Origin of the sequence: Pseudomonas sp. TCU-HL1, from assembly GCF_001708505.1 — a bacterium.
Taxonomy (GTDB): Bacteria; Pseudomonadota; Gammaproteobacteria; order Pseudomonadales; family Pseudomonadaceae; genus Metapseudomonas.
In genome coordinates, this window is sequence record NZ_CP015992.1 from 4,846,016 (window position 1) to 4,858,679 (window position 12,664).

General features: G+C 63.7%; 16 protein-coding genes. 7 read left to right on the forward strand and 9 right to left on the reverse strand.

Features of this window, described 5'->3' with window-relative positions; genetic code table 11:
- Window positions 1-67 precede the first annotated feature (67 nt).
- Window positions 68-481, reverse strand: coding sequence for a PaaI family thioesterase (locus tag THL1_RS22180; protein ID WP_145928440.1), 414 nt, complete (start codon window positions 479-481; stop codon window positions 68-70).
- A 113-nt stretch (window positions 482-594) separates the two neighbouring features.
- Here THL1_RS22180 and THL1_RS22185 point away from each other — a divergent pair, with 113 nt between their 5' ends.
- Together THL1_RS22185 and THL1_RS22190 are read left to right on the forward strand one after the other, a co-directional pair.
- The gene (locus THL1_RS22185; protein WP_069085245.1) at window positions 595-2,310 is read left to right on the forward strand and encodes a proline--tRNA ligase; all 1,716 of its coding nucleotides are present in this window, start codon (window positions 595-597) and stop codon (window positions 2,308-2,310) included.
- An 8-nt stretch (window positions 2,311-2,318) separates the two neighbouring features.
- Window positions 2,319-3,275, forward strand: a complete 957-nt coding sequence (locus THL1_RS22190; protein ID WP_069085246.1) for a hypothetical protein — start codon at window positions 2,319-2,321, stop codon at window positions 3,273-3,275.
- A gap of 43 nt (window positions 3,276-3,318) precedes the next feature.
- On the opposite strand, the gene THL1_RS22195 is transcribed toward THL1_RS22190, so the two are convergent.
- A complete protein-coding gene (locus tag THL1_RS22195) occupies window positions 3,319-3,594 on the reverse strand; it encodes an acylphosphatase (protein WP_069085247.1) in 276 nt (91 codons plus the stop codon).
- A gap of 4 nt (window positions 3,595-3,598) precedes the next feature.
- Window positions 3,599-4,078, reverse strand: a complete 480-nt coding sequence (locus tag THL1_RS22200; protein WP_069085248.1) for a TlpA disulfide reductase family protein — start codon at window positions 4,076-4,078, stop codon at window positions 3,599-3,601.
- 30 nt (window positions 4,079-4,108) lie between these two features.
- On the opposite strand from THL1_RS22200, the gene THL1_RS22205 reads away from it, so the two are divergent.
- Window positions 4,109-5,515: a PilZ domain-containing protein gene (locus tag THL1_RS22205; RefSeq protein ID WP_069085249.1), complete on the forward strand. Its 1,407-nt coding sequence runs from the start codon at window positions 4,109-4,111 to the stop codon at window positions 5,513-5,515.
- A gap of 121 nt (window positions 5,516-5,636) precedes the next feature.
- Window positions 5,637-6,026, forward strand: a complete 390-nt coding sequence (locus tag THL1_RS22210; RefSeq protein ID WP_069085250.1) for a hypothetical protein — start codon at window positions 5,637-5,639, stop codon at window positions 6,024-6,026.
- Between the two features lie 6 nt (window positions 6,027-6,032).
- On the opposite strand, the gene THL1_RS22215 is transcribed toward THL1_RS22210, so the two are convergent.
- Together THL1_RS22215 and THL1_RS22220 are read right to left on the reverse strand one after the other, a co-directional pair.
- Window positions 6,033-6,224, reverse strand: coding sequence for a hypothetical protein (locus THL1_RS22215; RefSeq protein WP_069086605.1), 192 nt, complete (start codon window positions 6,222-6,224; stop codon window positions 6,033-6,035).
- A 136-nt stretch (window positions 6,225-6,360) separates the two neighbouring features.
- The gene (locus THL1_RS22220; protein ID WP_069085251.1) at window positions 6,361-7,581 is read right to left on the reverse strand and encodes a virulence factor BrkB family protein; all 1,221 of its coding nucleotides are present in this window, start codon (window positions 7,579-7,581) and stop codon (window positions 6,361-6,363) included.
- A gap of 124 nt (window positions 7,582-7,705) precedes the next feature.
- Here THL1_RS22220 and arsC point away from each other — a divergent pair, with 124 nt between their 5' ends.
- From arsC to THL1_RS22235, 3 genes are read left to right on the forward strand one after another with little or no spacing between them, the layout of a single operon-like run.
- Complete coding sequence (arsC, locus tag THL1_RS22225; RefSeq protein WP_069085252.1) at window positions 7,706-8,059, forward strand: arsenate reductase (glutaredoxin); 354 nt, start codon at window positions 7,706-7,708, stop codon at window positions 8,057-8,059.
- Window positions 8,056-8,661, forward strand: a complete 606-nt coding sequence (gene wrbA, locus THL1_RS22230; RefSeq protein ID WP_069085253.1) for an NAD(P)H:quinone oxidoreductase — start codon at window positions 8,056-8,058, stop codon at window positions 8,659-8,661. Before arsC ends, wrbA begins: the two co-directional genes overlap by 4 nt.
- Entirely contained in the window at window positions 8,654-9,061 is a 408-nt protein-coding gene (locus tag THL1_RS22235) for a DUF2069 domain-containing protein (protein WP_069085254.1), read from the forward strand. The genes wrbA and THL1_RS22235 overlap by 8 nt, the downstream gene beginning before the upstream one ends.
- A 70-nt stretch (window positions 9,062-9,131) precedes the next feature.
- Here the strand turns inward: THL1_RS22235 and hda are convergent, their stop codons facing one another.
- The 4 genes from hda to THL1_RS22255 are packed head-to-tail and all read right to left on the reverse strand — an operon-like array spanning window position 9,132 to window position 12,544.
- Window positions 9,132-9,836 (reverse strand): DnaA regulatory inactivator Hda, encoded by a 705-nt coding sequence (gene hda / locus THL1_RS22240; RefSeq protein ID WP_069085255.1) that lies wholly within the window; start codon window positions 9,834-9,836, stop codon window positions 9,132-9,134.
- Window positions 9,833-10,927 carry an AI-2E family transporter gene (locus THL1_RS22245; protein ID WP_069085256.1) on the reverse strand — a complete coding sequence of 365 codons (1,095 nt, stop codon included), beginning with the start codon at window positions 10,925-10,927 and terminating at the stop codon, window positions 9,833-9,835. Before THL1_RS22245 ends, hda begins: the two co-directional genes overlap by 4 nt.
- Before the next feature lies 1 nt (window position 10,928).
- Window positions 10,929-11,477, reverse strand: coding sequence for a CDP-alcohol phosphatidyltransferase family protein (locus tag THL1_RS22250; protein ID WP_069085257.1), 549 nt, complete (start codon window positions 11,475-11,477; stop codon window positions 10,929-10,931).
- Window positions 11,478-11,515: 38 nt separating this feature from the next.
- Entirely contained in the window at window positions 11,516-12,544 is a 1,029-nt protein-coding gene (locus THL1_RS22255; protein WP_069086606.1) for a DUF2066 domain-containing protein, read from the reverse strand.
- Window positions 12,545-12,664 lie beyond the last annotated feature (120 nt).

Consider the following 12,664-nt stretch of genomic DNA (forward strand, 5'->3'; position numbering starts at 1 on the left):
ATCCCTCGCGTACGCTTAAGTGATTAAAGAACCCCGGCCCAGGCCGGGGTTCTTTTTTGCTCAAAGTTTAACCAACCAATGGCAACGCATAAGTACCGGTCACATGAGCGACAAGATTCTCCTCCTCACCCAGCGAATAGAGCGAGACTTCACAAACAGCTTGACGCCGACCAAGTTTAAGTATCCGCGCGTCGGCAAGTAGATCGACGGGTGCAGGCCTGGACAAGAAGTTGATGTTCAAGTTGGACGTCACCGCCATTTCAACTTTCCCCAGCCTGCCCAACACCACGGCATACATGGCCGCATCAGCGAGCGCCATGATGGTCGGTCCGGACAGGGTGCCACCCGGACGCACCAATCTGGGCTGGAATGGAACCCGCGCCAGCGCCCCCTGATCATCGATCCGTTCAATCCGCAGATCGATGCCCTCTGCCATGGGTACCCCGCCGCGAATCAGCGCCTGTACCTGCTCTGCTGTCAGACTCACTACGTCGCCCTCTCCTGTCTACCGGACCGCAATCCTGTACGCCACTTGATCAGGGCCGTACAATGCCGAGCCATTCAAATCCATCGCAACCGACAAAACGGCCAAACATGCGTACCAGTCAGTACCTGCTGTCTACCCTCAAGGAAACCCCCGCCGATGCCGTGGTAATCAGCCACCAGTTGCTGCTGCGCGCCGGCATGATCCGCAAACTGGCCTCCGGCCTCTATACTTGGCTCCCAATGGGTCTGCGGGTGCTGCGCAAGGTCGAGACGGTGGTCCGCGAAGAGATGAACGCCGCCGGTGCGCTGGAGGTGCTGATGCCCGCTGTGCAGCCTGCCGAGTTGTGGCAGGAGTCAGGCCGCTGGCAGCAGTACGGCCCAGAACTGCTGCGCCTGAAGGACCGCCATGAGCGTGACTTCTGCGTTGGCCCGACCCATGAAGAAGTGATCACCGATCTGGCGCGCAACGAGCTGAACAGCTACAAGCAGCTGCCGCTCAACTTCTACCAGATCCAGACCAAGTTCCGTGACGAAATCCGTCCGCGCTTCGGCCTGATGCGCGGCCGCGAGTTCGTGATGAAGGACGCCTACTCCTTCCACATGAACCAGGAATCGCTGCAGGAAACCTACGGCCGCATGCACCAGGCGTACTGCAACGTGTTCAGCCGTCTGGGCCTGGATTTCCGCCCTGTGCTGGCCGACACCGGCTCCATCGGTGGCACCGGCTCCCACGAGTTCCATGTTCTGGCCGACTCGGGTGAAGACGACATCGCCTTCAGCGACAGCTCCGACTACGCCGCCAACGTCGAGAAGGCCGAAGCCCTGCCCCGCGAGACCGAGCGTCCCTCCCCGGGCCAGGAGCTGAAACTGGTCGACACCCCGAACACCAAGACCATCGCCGACCTGGTGGAAAACTTCAGCCTGCCTATCGAGAAGACCATCAAGACCCTGGTGGTGCATGCTGCCGAGGAAGGCAAACTGGTCGCCCTGATCATCCGCGGCGACCACGAGCTGAACGAGATCAAGGCCGCCAACCTGGCCCAGGTCGCCAGCCCGCTGGTATTCGCCAGCGAAGCCGAACTGCGCCAGGCCATAGGTGCCGGTGCCGGCTCACTCGGCCCGCTTAACCTGCCACTACCCTGCGTGGTGGACCGCTCCGTTGCCCTGATGAGCGATTTCGCCATCGGCGCCAATATCGACGACAAGCACTACTTCGGCGTGAACTGGGAGCGCGACCTGCCACTGCCGGAAGTCGCTGACCTGCGTAACGTGGTTGCTGGCGACCCGAGCCCCGACGGCAAGGGCACCCTGGTGATCAAGCGCGGCATCGAAGTCGGCCACATCTTCCAGTTGGGCACCAAGTACAGCGAAGCCATGAAGCTGAATGTACTCAGCGAACAGGGCAAGCCGGTCACCCTGAGCATGGGCTGCTACGGCATCGGTGTTTCCCGCGTGGTGGCTGCCGCCATCGAGCAGAACTACGACGAGCGTGGCATCCTCTGGCCGGAAGCCTTGGCGCCGTTCCAGGTCGCCCTGGTCCCGCTCAAGTACGAGACCCCCGCAGTCAAGGAAGCCACGGACAAGCTCTATGCCGAGCTGCGCGCAGCGGGTGTCGACGTCCTGCTGGATGACCGTGACAAGAAGACCAGCCCCGGCGTCAAATTCGCCGACATGGAGCTGATCGGCATTCCGCACCGCATCGTCGTGAGCGAGCGCGGCCTGACCGAAGGCAACCTGGAATACAAGAACCGCCGTGAAACCGACAGCCAGGCTGTGCCGGTCTCCGAGGTCCTGCCCTTCATCACCGCCCGCGTAAAACGCTGATCGAGAAAATGCCCAAGCGTAGTTCCCATTACCTCGCCGGTGCCGCCTTGTGCGGCACCCTCTTCGTCAGCGGCTGCGCGAACCATTTGCCACAGCGCAGCGAGCACGAGGAGCGCGTCGAGCGCAAACTGCTCAATCACAGCCTGCAGATCGACGTAGGTGATCCCCAGGTACTGGAACTGCCGCAGCGACGCATCCGCATCAATGAGCAGAAGACCTTCGAAGTCACCGAATTCGAAGTCAGCCGGCACTACGACCGCTATACCCCCTACCAGCCCTGGCGCGAGCTCTACGAGGTTCCGCTGGGCGCGGTGGCGGTGGCCGCAGGAGTCGGCGCCAACGTCCTTAACGTAGTGTTGCTCGGCAGCCTGCCAGACACTGCCACCAAGGACTGGATCAGCTACGGATTCGCCGGCCTCAACCCTGCCATGAACGTGGAATCCAACGGCCGCTCCGAGCAGAACCTGGCCAGCATCGATGAGAAGCAACAGGACAAGCGCATGGAGTATTCCAGCTTGCCCTGGGCCGAACGCCCGGTGCTGGTCAAACTGGGCAAGCAGACCCATGAACTGCTCACTGACCGCAACGGCATCCTGCGCCTGAACCTGCTGGATGGCCCCTTCGCTGACCAGGACCTCAGCCGCATCGGCATGCTCCAGTTGAGCGTCCAGGATCCGACGGACAGCGCACGCGCCGACGCCACCCTGGGCATTAGCCATGCCTTGCGCGGAAAGCTGGTAGAAGCCCACGCACTGATCTTCGAAGACCTCGAGGACGATGAAGTCCCGCAGTGGGTACACCGGGTCAAGCGCTTGTCGGATCTTGGGCTGGAAGAAGAGGCCAGCGAACTGGAACAGAGCCTGATCGAGCTGACGCGCAATGATCCGGAATTGCAGCAGGAGTTTCTGAAATCGCTGATGATGGATGCAGGGCGCCTCGCGGCAGACCCTGGCGATTCGGACTGAGCCAGACCGGGAGCGAAGCCTGTTTCGCTCCCACCTTGCGCATTCAGCGCCTTACGATGAAGCCGGTGATCCCCTGCAGCGGCTGTTCCTGCAGATCGACCTCCGTCACCTGCGCCTCGTCCGGGCCTTGTTCCAGCCAGGCAGCCAACTCGCGCACCGCGCCCTCTTCACCTTCCACCAGTACCTCGACCCGACCGTCAGCCAGGTTACGCACCCAACCGTCCAGGTCCAGACGATCCGCTTGCTCCTGGGTTGATTGGCGGTAGTAGACGCCCTGCACTTTGCCGCTCACGTAGCCATGCAGACAGATTCGCCCCATTCCTCTAGCTCCCTTTGCGCAGTTCATCGAGTCGCGCAGTGAGCCCTGCGGCGCTCTGCTCGCCCAGCAGGCGCTCACGCAGTCTGCCCTGAGCATCGATGATGTAGGTGACAGGCAATGCCTCGCTGCGTGGCAGGTCATAACGCTTGGAGGGGTCTTCGGCCAGCACAGTGAACTGGATGCCCATCTTCTGCGTGGCCTGGCCGAGCTCGTCGCCTTGCAGACCATCGAAGTTGACGCCGAGGACTTTCACGCCCTTGTCGCGCTGCTGCTCGGCGAAAGCGTTGAGCTCGGGGATTTCCGTGCGGCACGGCGCGCACCATTCTGCCCAATAATTGATCACCAGCCACTGGCCTTCGAGGCGCTCAACCGCTACCTTCTGTCCATGCTGATCGCCCCCCACGTCGTCCGAGCAGCTGGCCAGGAGCAGGCCGGCGCCCAGCAGAACCAATCCCCCTATTACAGCCTGGAGTCGCGATCCCATGCATTCGGTCCTCGTGTACGCGGGGTTGATATGACGCTGGATGCCCTGCGCCTGGAAGTGCCGGACATCCTGGAAGAAAACAGCACGCCACTGGCAAGCATTCCGGCGCTCCTCGCTGAGGCCCGCCGACTCCCTCAGGATAGTGCCCTGCAGCAGGTCCTGGGTCTTTTGTTCAGGCTCAACCGCAGCGCACTGACCTTACTCGAAAGGCAGCGCGTGCTGCAAAGCTTCAGCGAGGAGTTCCGCCACTACGCCCAGGCCTATCAGGACCGGACGGCGCCGCCCAGTCTCTTCGCAAAGCTCTGTGACGAGCTGGCCTGCGGTTTCAAGCGCCTGCTGTTGCAGATTATCCAGGGGCACCAACCCTCTCTGCCACACCTGGCCTGGTGCCTGTATATGGCCCAGCATTTCCTGGCCCAGACCCAGCTGCGCCACTACCAGCTCTACCAGGAGCCGAGCGCACGACTGTGGCGGGACAGCCACCTGCTGTACTGGATCGGCGAGCATCAGAACTGCCTGGATGAGCCGGTAGCCGCCGCCTTCCGCCCGATGCCGGCCAATACACTGCGCGGGCTCTACCAGCAGATGCTGCTACTGGCTCTGAGTAACCCTTTCCACCTGAGCGAAGGCGACTGCCCCCTGCTGTTCGGTGCCCTGGCCCCCCTCGCCGGGTTCGCGCGATTGCTGCCCTGGGACGATGACGACGAAAACAGCAGCCCCACGGTCGATCTCACGGAATCCCAACCCTGTCTGCCCCTGGACCAGCGTCCTGATGGCGCCAACACATACCTGCGCCGCTTCGAGTTGGGCGCGCTGCTGATCGCCCTTCACGAACCCGCGCCCCTGCGCAGCGACGACGAACGCCAGTTGCTGGAGAAGGTCCGCCAACATTGGCTCGGCCGCCAACAACGGCGCCACCCGCGTACCGAGCAATCGGGACAGTGCCGTCTGGTAGTCGGACTTCCGGCCATCCATGCCGAGTTGCTGGCCCAGCACCCTGACCACTGCGACGCGCAGATTCTCGATGCCAGCCCCGGTGGCGCACGGCTGCTCTGCCACGGCGACCTGGGCAACCCGTTACCCGTGGGACAGCTAGTGCTGGTTCAGACCCAGGGCACCCCCGTTCTCGCCCTGGTCCGCTGGCGTTATCAGAATGCCGAAGGTCTGCACCTGGGCCTGCGCTACCTCAAAGGCCTGCCGCGCCCGGTCTGGCTGCGTCGCGCGCCCAGCGCACAAACCCACCCTGGCGTACTGCAGAGCACGCCCGCGCCGGGTAACGGCTGGCATCACGGTCTCTGGCTGCCGTGCAAGCAGTTCATCGAAGGGGAGAACCTTTGGCTGCAGTTGGCCAGTGTGCATAATCAGGCCATTGTGCCGCTGCCAGCCCACAACCTTTGCAGTTCGCTGGTGGCGCGCTATCCCCTGCAACTTGCCTGAGTGGTCAAACTGCGAGCCGGGTCACGCCTGGCGGGGGCCGGGGCGCACAGTTCGTTCAAGACGGGCTGCTTATAATCCCGCTTCATCGGTACGAGCGTACCTTTTCCAGCCTGGATGCCCCATGCAGCAGCAAGACAGCCTGATCGGCCCGGTCCCGGCCCGCATCGTCGAAGTCGCCCGCTCCACCCTCACGCCCTTCGAAGGCCGGGTGACGGACTTCAATGTCGCGGCCTGGCTGCACGTGCCGGGTATGACGGAGCTGCCGGTTTCCCTGATCGCGAGCTACATGGACGGCGACCAACGTCGCGAAGTCTCGGTGGATCACGGCCGACTCAATGCCAAGGGCAAGATTCTGCTGGCCGGCGTTGCCCGCCTGCCCTTCAAGCAGAAGATCGAACAGCTGCAGGTGCGTCTGCGCAGCGCCGCGGCGCTCAAGGGGCTACTGGTGGAAGAACTCTTCGTCCAGGCAGTTGAACTGGCCGAACCCGCCAACCGCAAAGCCAGCGCCTGAACAGGCTCAGCCAGGCATCACCCGGCCGCTCTCCACGGTGGGCACCTCTGCTTCGCCACACTCTTTCCGTCTCTCCTCCTGCACCAGCGATTCCGGCCAGTGACGGAAATTCAGGCCGGTGACCCGGTTCAACCCCTCCAGTGCCCGTTGCGGTACGCGTTCATGCAGGTGGATCAGTGTGTCTTTCGCGCTACCCATCACCTTCGCCCCCTGGCCACCGGTTCGATGGCCCCTTCCCTGTAGAGCCATAAACATGCCAACGGTGCCGGCTCGCCATTGCAGGCCTTGCCGTTGGATCAACTCAGTGGAACCGCTCTGCAACTGACGAATTTCGTCAGTCGTGTCTCGGCTTGAGCCATTGCGCCAGGCTGCCGCCAAACAACGCCTGCTGTTCTTCCTGAAGCAGCTCCAGCGCCTTGCGCAACGGCGGGTACCACTCCTCGTCCAGATGCTCGGGCAACTGGCCAGGACGCGGCAGCGGCCAGGGCATGTGGCTTAGCAACTGATAAAGACTGTAGCCGCCGAGATCCCGACAGAGGACCCAGGAACCACCACTGGCGCGGCAGACCAGGTGCTGGCTCTCCAGCAGTTCCAGCATTTCCAGCCACTCGTCCTCCGGCAGATGCCAGCCCGCTCGCTGCACGTCCAGGTGACGCACCGGCATGCCGCGCATCTGGCGATCATGGAAGACCCGCAAGATACCCAGCATTACTAGCAGCCGCGGTAACGCACGGCGGCGCCAGTGCCAGGGCGTGGAGAGGTTACACACCAGTTCGGCGCCGAACAGCACGATCACCCACGACAGGTAAATCCACAGCAGGAACAGCGGCACTGTGGCAAACGCACCGTAGATCAGCTGATAACCGGGAAAGAAGCTGACGTAGAGGCCAAACAAGGCCTTCGCCGCCTCGAACAGCAAGGCCGTGAAAACACCCCCTGCCAGCGCATGGCGCATCGGCACCCGGGCATTGGGCACCGCTGCGTAGATCAGGGTGAAGGCCGCGACACTCGACAACAGCGGCATGAATCCCAGCAGTGTCTTGACGCCAATCAGCGCATCCGGACCTGAGATCAGCGACAGCGAGGTGACGTAGGTACTGACGGCGAACCCCGCTCCCAGCAACAAGGGGCCCAGGCTGAGGATCGCCCAGTAGAGCAGGAAACTCGACACGCCGCGCCGCGGCTGGCGCACACGCCAGATGGTGTTGAAAGCCTTCTCGATGGTCACCAGCATCATGAAGGCGGTCACCACCAGCAATCCGACGCCGACCCAGGTCAGATGCCGGGCCTGCACCGTGAAGCCACGCAGATACTCCTGCAGGGTTTCACCGGTGGAGGGTACGAAGTTATGGAAGATGAAACGCTGGATCTGCTCGCCCGTGCCCTGGAAGGCCGGAATGGCCGAGAGCATGGTGAAGGTCACGGTCATCATCGGGACCACGGCGAACAGGCTGGTATAGGTCAGCGCCGCGGCGCTGTTGGTGCCGCGATCGGCAATGAACCGCTGCAGCAGAAAGCGCCAGAATTCAACGACGTCGGTGAGGCGTTGGCGCATTCCATCTCCTTGATTCAGATCGGTCCGGCCCGACTCAGCAGACCGCAAGCACAGCGCACGGTTCAGGACGGCGGTGCGACGCGGTTAGAATAGCCGCCTCGACCAAGCCCATGCGACCCCCGACATGACTGAACTGACCCTCTACCACAACCCGCGTTGCTCCAAGTCCCGCAGCGCCTTGGAACTGCTGGAAGCCCGCGGCCTGGCCCCTACCATCGTGCGCTACCTGGAAACCCCGCCCAGTGCTGCCGAGTTGCGCGACCTGCTGGCCAAGCTGGGCCTGTCGGGCCGCCAGCTGCTGCGCAGCGGTGAGGATGAATACAAGGCGCTGAACCTGGACGACACCAGCCTCTCCGAAGCGCAGCTGATCAACGCCATGGTCACCCATCCCAAACTGATCGAACGGCCCATCCTGATCGTAGGTGACAAAGCGGTGGTCGGTCGCCCGCCGGAAAAGATTCTGGAGATCCTTCCTTGAGCGCGCCCTACATCCTGGTCCTTTACTACAGCCGCCACGGCGCCACCGCCGAAATGGCCCGGCAGATCGCGCGCGGCATCGAGCTGACCGGTCTGGAAGCACGTCTGCGCACCGTACCGGCGGTTTCCACCGAGTGCGAAGCGGTCGCGCCGGACATTCCCGCAGACGGTGCCCTCTACGCCACCCTGGATGACCTGCGCCACTGCGCCGGCCTCGTCCTGGGCAGCCCCACCCGTTTCGGCAACATGGCGGCGCCCTTGAAGTACTTCCTCGATGGCACCAGCAGCCTCTGGCTGACCGGCGAACTGGTCGGCAAGCCCGCAGCGGTATTCACCTCGACCGCCAGCCTGCACGGCGGCCAGGAGACGACCTTGCTGTCCATGCTGCTGCCGCTGATGCACCACGGCATGCTGGCCACCGGCCTGCCCTACAGCGAATCGGCACTACTGGAGACCCGTGGCGGCGGCACCCCCTATGGCGCCAGCCACCATGCGGGTGCCGATGGCAAACGCCCGCTGGATGAACACGAAATCACCCTGTGCCGCGCCCTGGGCCAACGCCTGGCGCAGATCGCCCAACGCCTGGAGGCTCCGCGTGGCTAAGAAACCCAAGAAACTCCCGGAGCTGGCCTGGCTGACCCCACGGATGACCGCCAGCCGTGCAATCAGCCTGGTCAGCTTCATCGCCCTGGCCGTGCTGCTGGCCGTGAACACCCTGTTCTTCGCCGACCTGCACGGTGCGCGGACCTGGGTAGTCCTGGCCATCCAGCTGGTGCCCCTGGCCCTGCTCGCCCCCGGCATGATCCTCGGCAATGCCCGCGCCCACGCCTGGGCCTGCTTCGTGGTGAACATCTACTTCATCCAAGGCGTACTCGCTGCCATCGACCCCTCGCGCAGCCTGTTCGGCTGGCTGGAGGCTGGTCTCGGCGTGGTGCTGTTCTGTGCAGCCCTGCTCTATACCCGCTGGCGCTTCCAGTACAACCGCAAGCTTGCCGGGGAGTGATTCCCGGCCAGTAACAAAAAAGCCCGGATCTCGATTCGGGCTTTTTTGTTTGGCGTGCAGGAAGTCCTGGCTACCAGCCGAAGATTTCCTTGAGGAACGGGATGGTCAGCTTACGCTGGGCCTGGAGCGACGCCTGGTCGAGGATGTCCAGCAAGTCGAACAAGAGGTTCATGCTGCGCGGGCCACGCGTGAGGATGAAACGCCCGACTTCGTCGGTCAGGTGCAGGCCGCGGCGCGAGGCGCGCAGCTGCAAGGCCCGCAGCTTGTCTTCGTCGGACAGCGCATGCAGCTGGAAAACCAGCGCCAGGGTCAGGCGCGACTTCAGATCCGGCAGCTTGATACCCAACTCGCGCGGTGACTTGTTGGCCGACAGCAGCAATTTGCGCCCGGCATCGCGCAGGCGGTTGAACAGGTGGAACAGCCCTTCTTCCCATTCGGGACGGCCGGCCAGGGCATGAAGGTCGTCAAGGCAGACCAGTTCGCACTGTTCGAGGTTGTCGAAGACTTCCGGGCCGTAATGCACCAGCTCGTCCATCGGCAGGTAGATCGCCTGTTCGTCGTGCTGCTCGAAGCGCAGGCAAGCCGCCTGCAGCAAATGACTGCGTCCGGAACCTTCTCCGCCCCAGAGGTAGATCAGGCTTTCAGTCCAGCCGGCGTCGGGCTCGCACAGGCGCTCGACATAGCCGAGGGCCGCAGCGTTGGCGCCTGGATAGAAGTTGGCGAAGGTGGCGTCATCACGCAGACGCACACTCAGGGGGAGCTGGATCGGTGTCATGCCGTACTGGGAGGGTCGTCTGGACCGCTACTCGACTGTCCGTAAAGGTCGGAAAGTTTATAGAAATCATGCGCATGGCGCAGCAAAACCATGATGATCGCCGCCACAGGCAGGGCTAGGAGCACGCCGGTGAAGCCAAACAGCTGGCCGCCGGCAAGTATCGCAAAGATCACGGCGACCGGGTGAAGTCCTATGCGATCGCCCACCAGCAACGGCGTCAGCAGCATGCCTTCGAGCAATTGCCCCACGGTGAAGACGGTTATGACGCCGATCAGCGGATAGAGTTCGAAACCGCCAAACTGGAAGAGCGCCGCAACCAGCGCGGCCCCGAAACCCACGACGAAGCCCATGTAGGGCACGATGCTGGCCAGACCCGCCAGCAAACCGATCAACAGCCCGAGGTCCAGCCCCACCAGCATCAGACCGACAGCGTAGATCAGGCCCAGCGCCAGCATCACCAGCAACTGTCCGCGCACGAACGCGCCCAGTACCTCATGGCACTCGCCCACCAGCCCGACCACGAAGAACTCGCGACTGCGCGGCAACAAGCCGCGAAGCTTGGCCACCATCAGGTCCCAGTCACGCAGCAGATAGAAGCCCACCACGGGAATCAGCAGCAGATTGCCCAGCCAGCCCAGCAGGGCCAGCCCCGAGGCCGTAACGCTGGCCAGCAGGGTTCCGGCGATATCGGTGGTTTGGCCAAGATGGCCACTGATCACAGCCTTGAGCTTGTCGAAGCGCCAGAACTCACCCGGCAAGCCGAGCCGCGCCTGGACCCAGGGCAGCGCGCTTTGCTGCAACCAGTCGATCATCTGCGGCGCCACCTCGTAGAGGCGGAAGAGTTGGCGACCGAGCATTGGCAGCAGCACCAGCAGCAGCGCCAGCAGGATCAGGCCGAACAACCCGAATACCAGTACCACGCCCCAGGTCCGTGACAAGCCCAGGCGCTCCAGCCGGTCCACCAGCGGGTCGCCCAGGTAGGCCAGCAACATGCCCACCAGGAAGGGCGAGAGTACCGGGTGCAGCTGATAGAGCAGCCATCCCAGCAGCAGGAAGCCACCCAGCCAAAGCCAGCGGCGTGAATCGGTCATATCAGGCCCTCATCCTTGCGTAACGAAATTTCCGTCCCCAGATCCAGATGTACTGGGCGCCACTGCACAGCGTCACCAGCAGCACCAGCCAGGTCAGCGGCCAACGCAACGGCAGGATTGCCGGCGCCAGGCTCAGCTCCACCAGCAGAAACAGCACCAGGACCATCTGCAACAACGTACTCAGCTTGCCCAATCGGCTCGGCGCGAACTCGGCGGCCCCGACCAGCAGGCGGAACAACAGTGCCCCTACCAGGATCAGCAGATCCCGCAGGAGAACCGCCAGCGTCAGCCAGAACGGCAGCACCTGGAGAAGGGTCAGACAGATGAAACTGGTCACCAGCAGGAGTTTGTCGGCCAGAGGGTCGATGAACGAACCCAAGCGGCTGGTCCAGCCGAAGCGTCGGGCGAGGAAGCCGTCCAGGGCATCGGAACCGCCCGCCACGGCAAACAGCAGCAGTGCCTCAGTGTAGCGATCAGACAGCAGCAGCCCGGCAATGGGTAGAACCAGTGCCAGGCGCAGCAACGTCAACAGATTGGGCAACTGGTGCATGACATCCCCGTCACGGGTAGGCCAGCAGTGTACGCCCGCTACCAGTGGAAACGCAGCAGGTTGTTGCGCGGCACCACCTGGGGCGCTGGCGCGGCTTGCGGGTCACTCGAGGCCGCTGGAGCTTCCGGAGCGGCCTCCTGCAACCCTGCCAGGGCCAACTGGGCACGCAGTTGCTCGGGGCTGGCGTTCACCCGGTACTCCAGGCGATCGCCATCGACCTTGATCAGGCGCGCCCCGAACGGCTCCAGCAGGCGCGACAGCTCGGCGTAACGCGCCAGATCGGCCCCCTGCACTTCCAGTTGGAGATCCTGCCCAGCACCGAGCGCGACCACAAATCGCGGCGCGAGGCGTTGGCTCACAGCCGCCATCACGGCATCGGCCAGCGCGGCGCTGTCGGCCCCTTCGGCGGCGCCCTGCTCACGGCTGTCACCCAGCCACAGGCGCCACTGCGCCTGCCATTTGCCGTCTGCTTCACTGGCATCTACCGCCAGCAGGGCATCCGCGTCGTATCGCTCGGAAGCCTGGGTCAGCGCGCCGGGCTGGGCGGAAGTGAGTTGCTCGGGCGTCGCCAGCAATTGTTCATCGAGGTCGGCCAGCGGCAGACGCAACGGCAGGCCGCGGTTCTCGGCAGCGTGGCGCAGCGGTGCGGCCGCTTCCTGGCCATCGCCCACCAGGCTGTTGCTCTGGCTGGAGCGATTCAGCCACCAGGCCAGGATGGCCGGACGGTTGGCGCTCCATAGCGGAATGCCGGCCTGGCGCAGGGTACGCTCCGTGGTAACCGGGTCGAAGTCCACCACCAGCTCCTGGCCTTCATAGCCGTACTGGCTGATGAGCTGCTGCGGGTCTTTGCGCACCGCTTCCAGGGCCGGACTCTGGGCCGCCTTGGGGTCGCCCGACAGGCGCAGCACCAGGGTCTCCAACGCTCGCACCAAGGCCTGGTTGCGCTCCTCCGGCTGCTGCGACGCGACAGTTTCGCGAACCTGGTAGAGGTTGTTGACCGTTTCCGCGTGGGCCGACAGGCCGAGCAGCGTGAAACAGAGCAGGAAAGCGTGAGCGATCAGGCGCATGGCGGATTCTCTGTGGACGAACAGGTGCAGCATAGGCCGCAATAGAAGGGCTATACCTTAATCAGCCGTCTGCCCAGGGGCAACGCGGACGTTTTTCACTCGCTTTATCCCCGGCGCCGA

Coding starts and splice junctions, on each gene's coding strand:
- THL1_RS22185 (WP_069085245.1), top strand. CDS start 595: ATGCGTACCAGTCAGTACCTGCTGTCTACCCTCAAGGAAACCCCCGCC.
- THL1_RS22190 (WP_069085246.1), top strand. CDS start 2,319: ATGCCCAAGCGTAGTTCCCATTACCTCGCCGGTGCCGCCTTGTGCGGC.
- THL1_RS22195 (WP_069085247.1), bottom strand. CDS start 3,594: ATGGGGCGAATCTGTCTGCATGGCTACGTGAGCGGCAAAGTGCAGGGC.
- THL1_RS22200 (WP_069085248.1), bottom strand. CDS start 4,078: ATGGGATCGCGACTCCAGGCTGTAATAGGGGGATTGGTTCTGCTGGGC.
- THL1_RS22205 (WP_069085249.1), top strand. CDS start 4,109: ATGACGCTGGATGCCCTGCGCCTGGAAGTGCCGGACATCCTGGAAGAA.
- THL1_RS22210 (WP_069085250.1), top strand. CDS start 5,637: ATGCAGCAGCAAGACAGCCTGATCGGCCCGGTCCCGGCCCGCATCGTC.
- THL1_RS22215 (WP_069086605.1), bottom strand. CDS start 6,224: ATGGGTAGCGCGAAAGACACACTGATCCACCTGCATGAACGCGTACCG.
- THL1_RS22220 (WP_069085251.1), bottom strand. CDS start 7,581: ATGCGCCAACGCCTCACCGACGTCGTTGAATTCTGGCGCTTTCTGCTG.
- arsC (WP_069085252.1), top strand. CDS start 7,706: ATGACTGAACTGACCCTCTACCACAACCCGCGTTGCTCCAAGTCCCGC.
- hda (WP_069085255.1), bottom strand. CDS start 9,836: ATGACACCGATCCAGCTCCCCCTGAGTGTGCGTCTGCGTGATGACGCC.
- THL1_RS22245 (WP_069085256.1), bottom strand. CDS start 10,927: ATGACCGATTCACGCCGCTGGCTTTGGCTGGGTGGCTTCCTGCTGCTG.
- THL1_RS22250 (WP_069085257.1), bottom strand. CDS start 11,477: ATGCACCAGTTGCCCAATCTGTTGACGTTGCTGCGCCTGGCACTGGTT.
- THL1_RS22255 (WP_069086606.1), bottom strand. CDS start 12,544: ATGCGCCTGATCGCTCACGCTTTCCTGCTCTGTTTCACGCTGCTCGGC.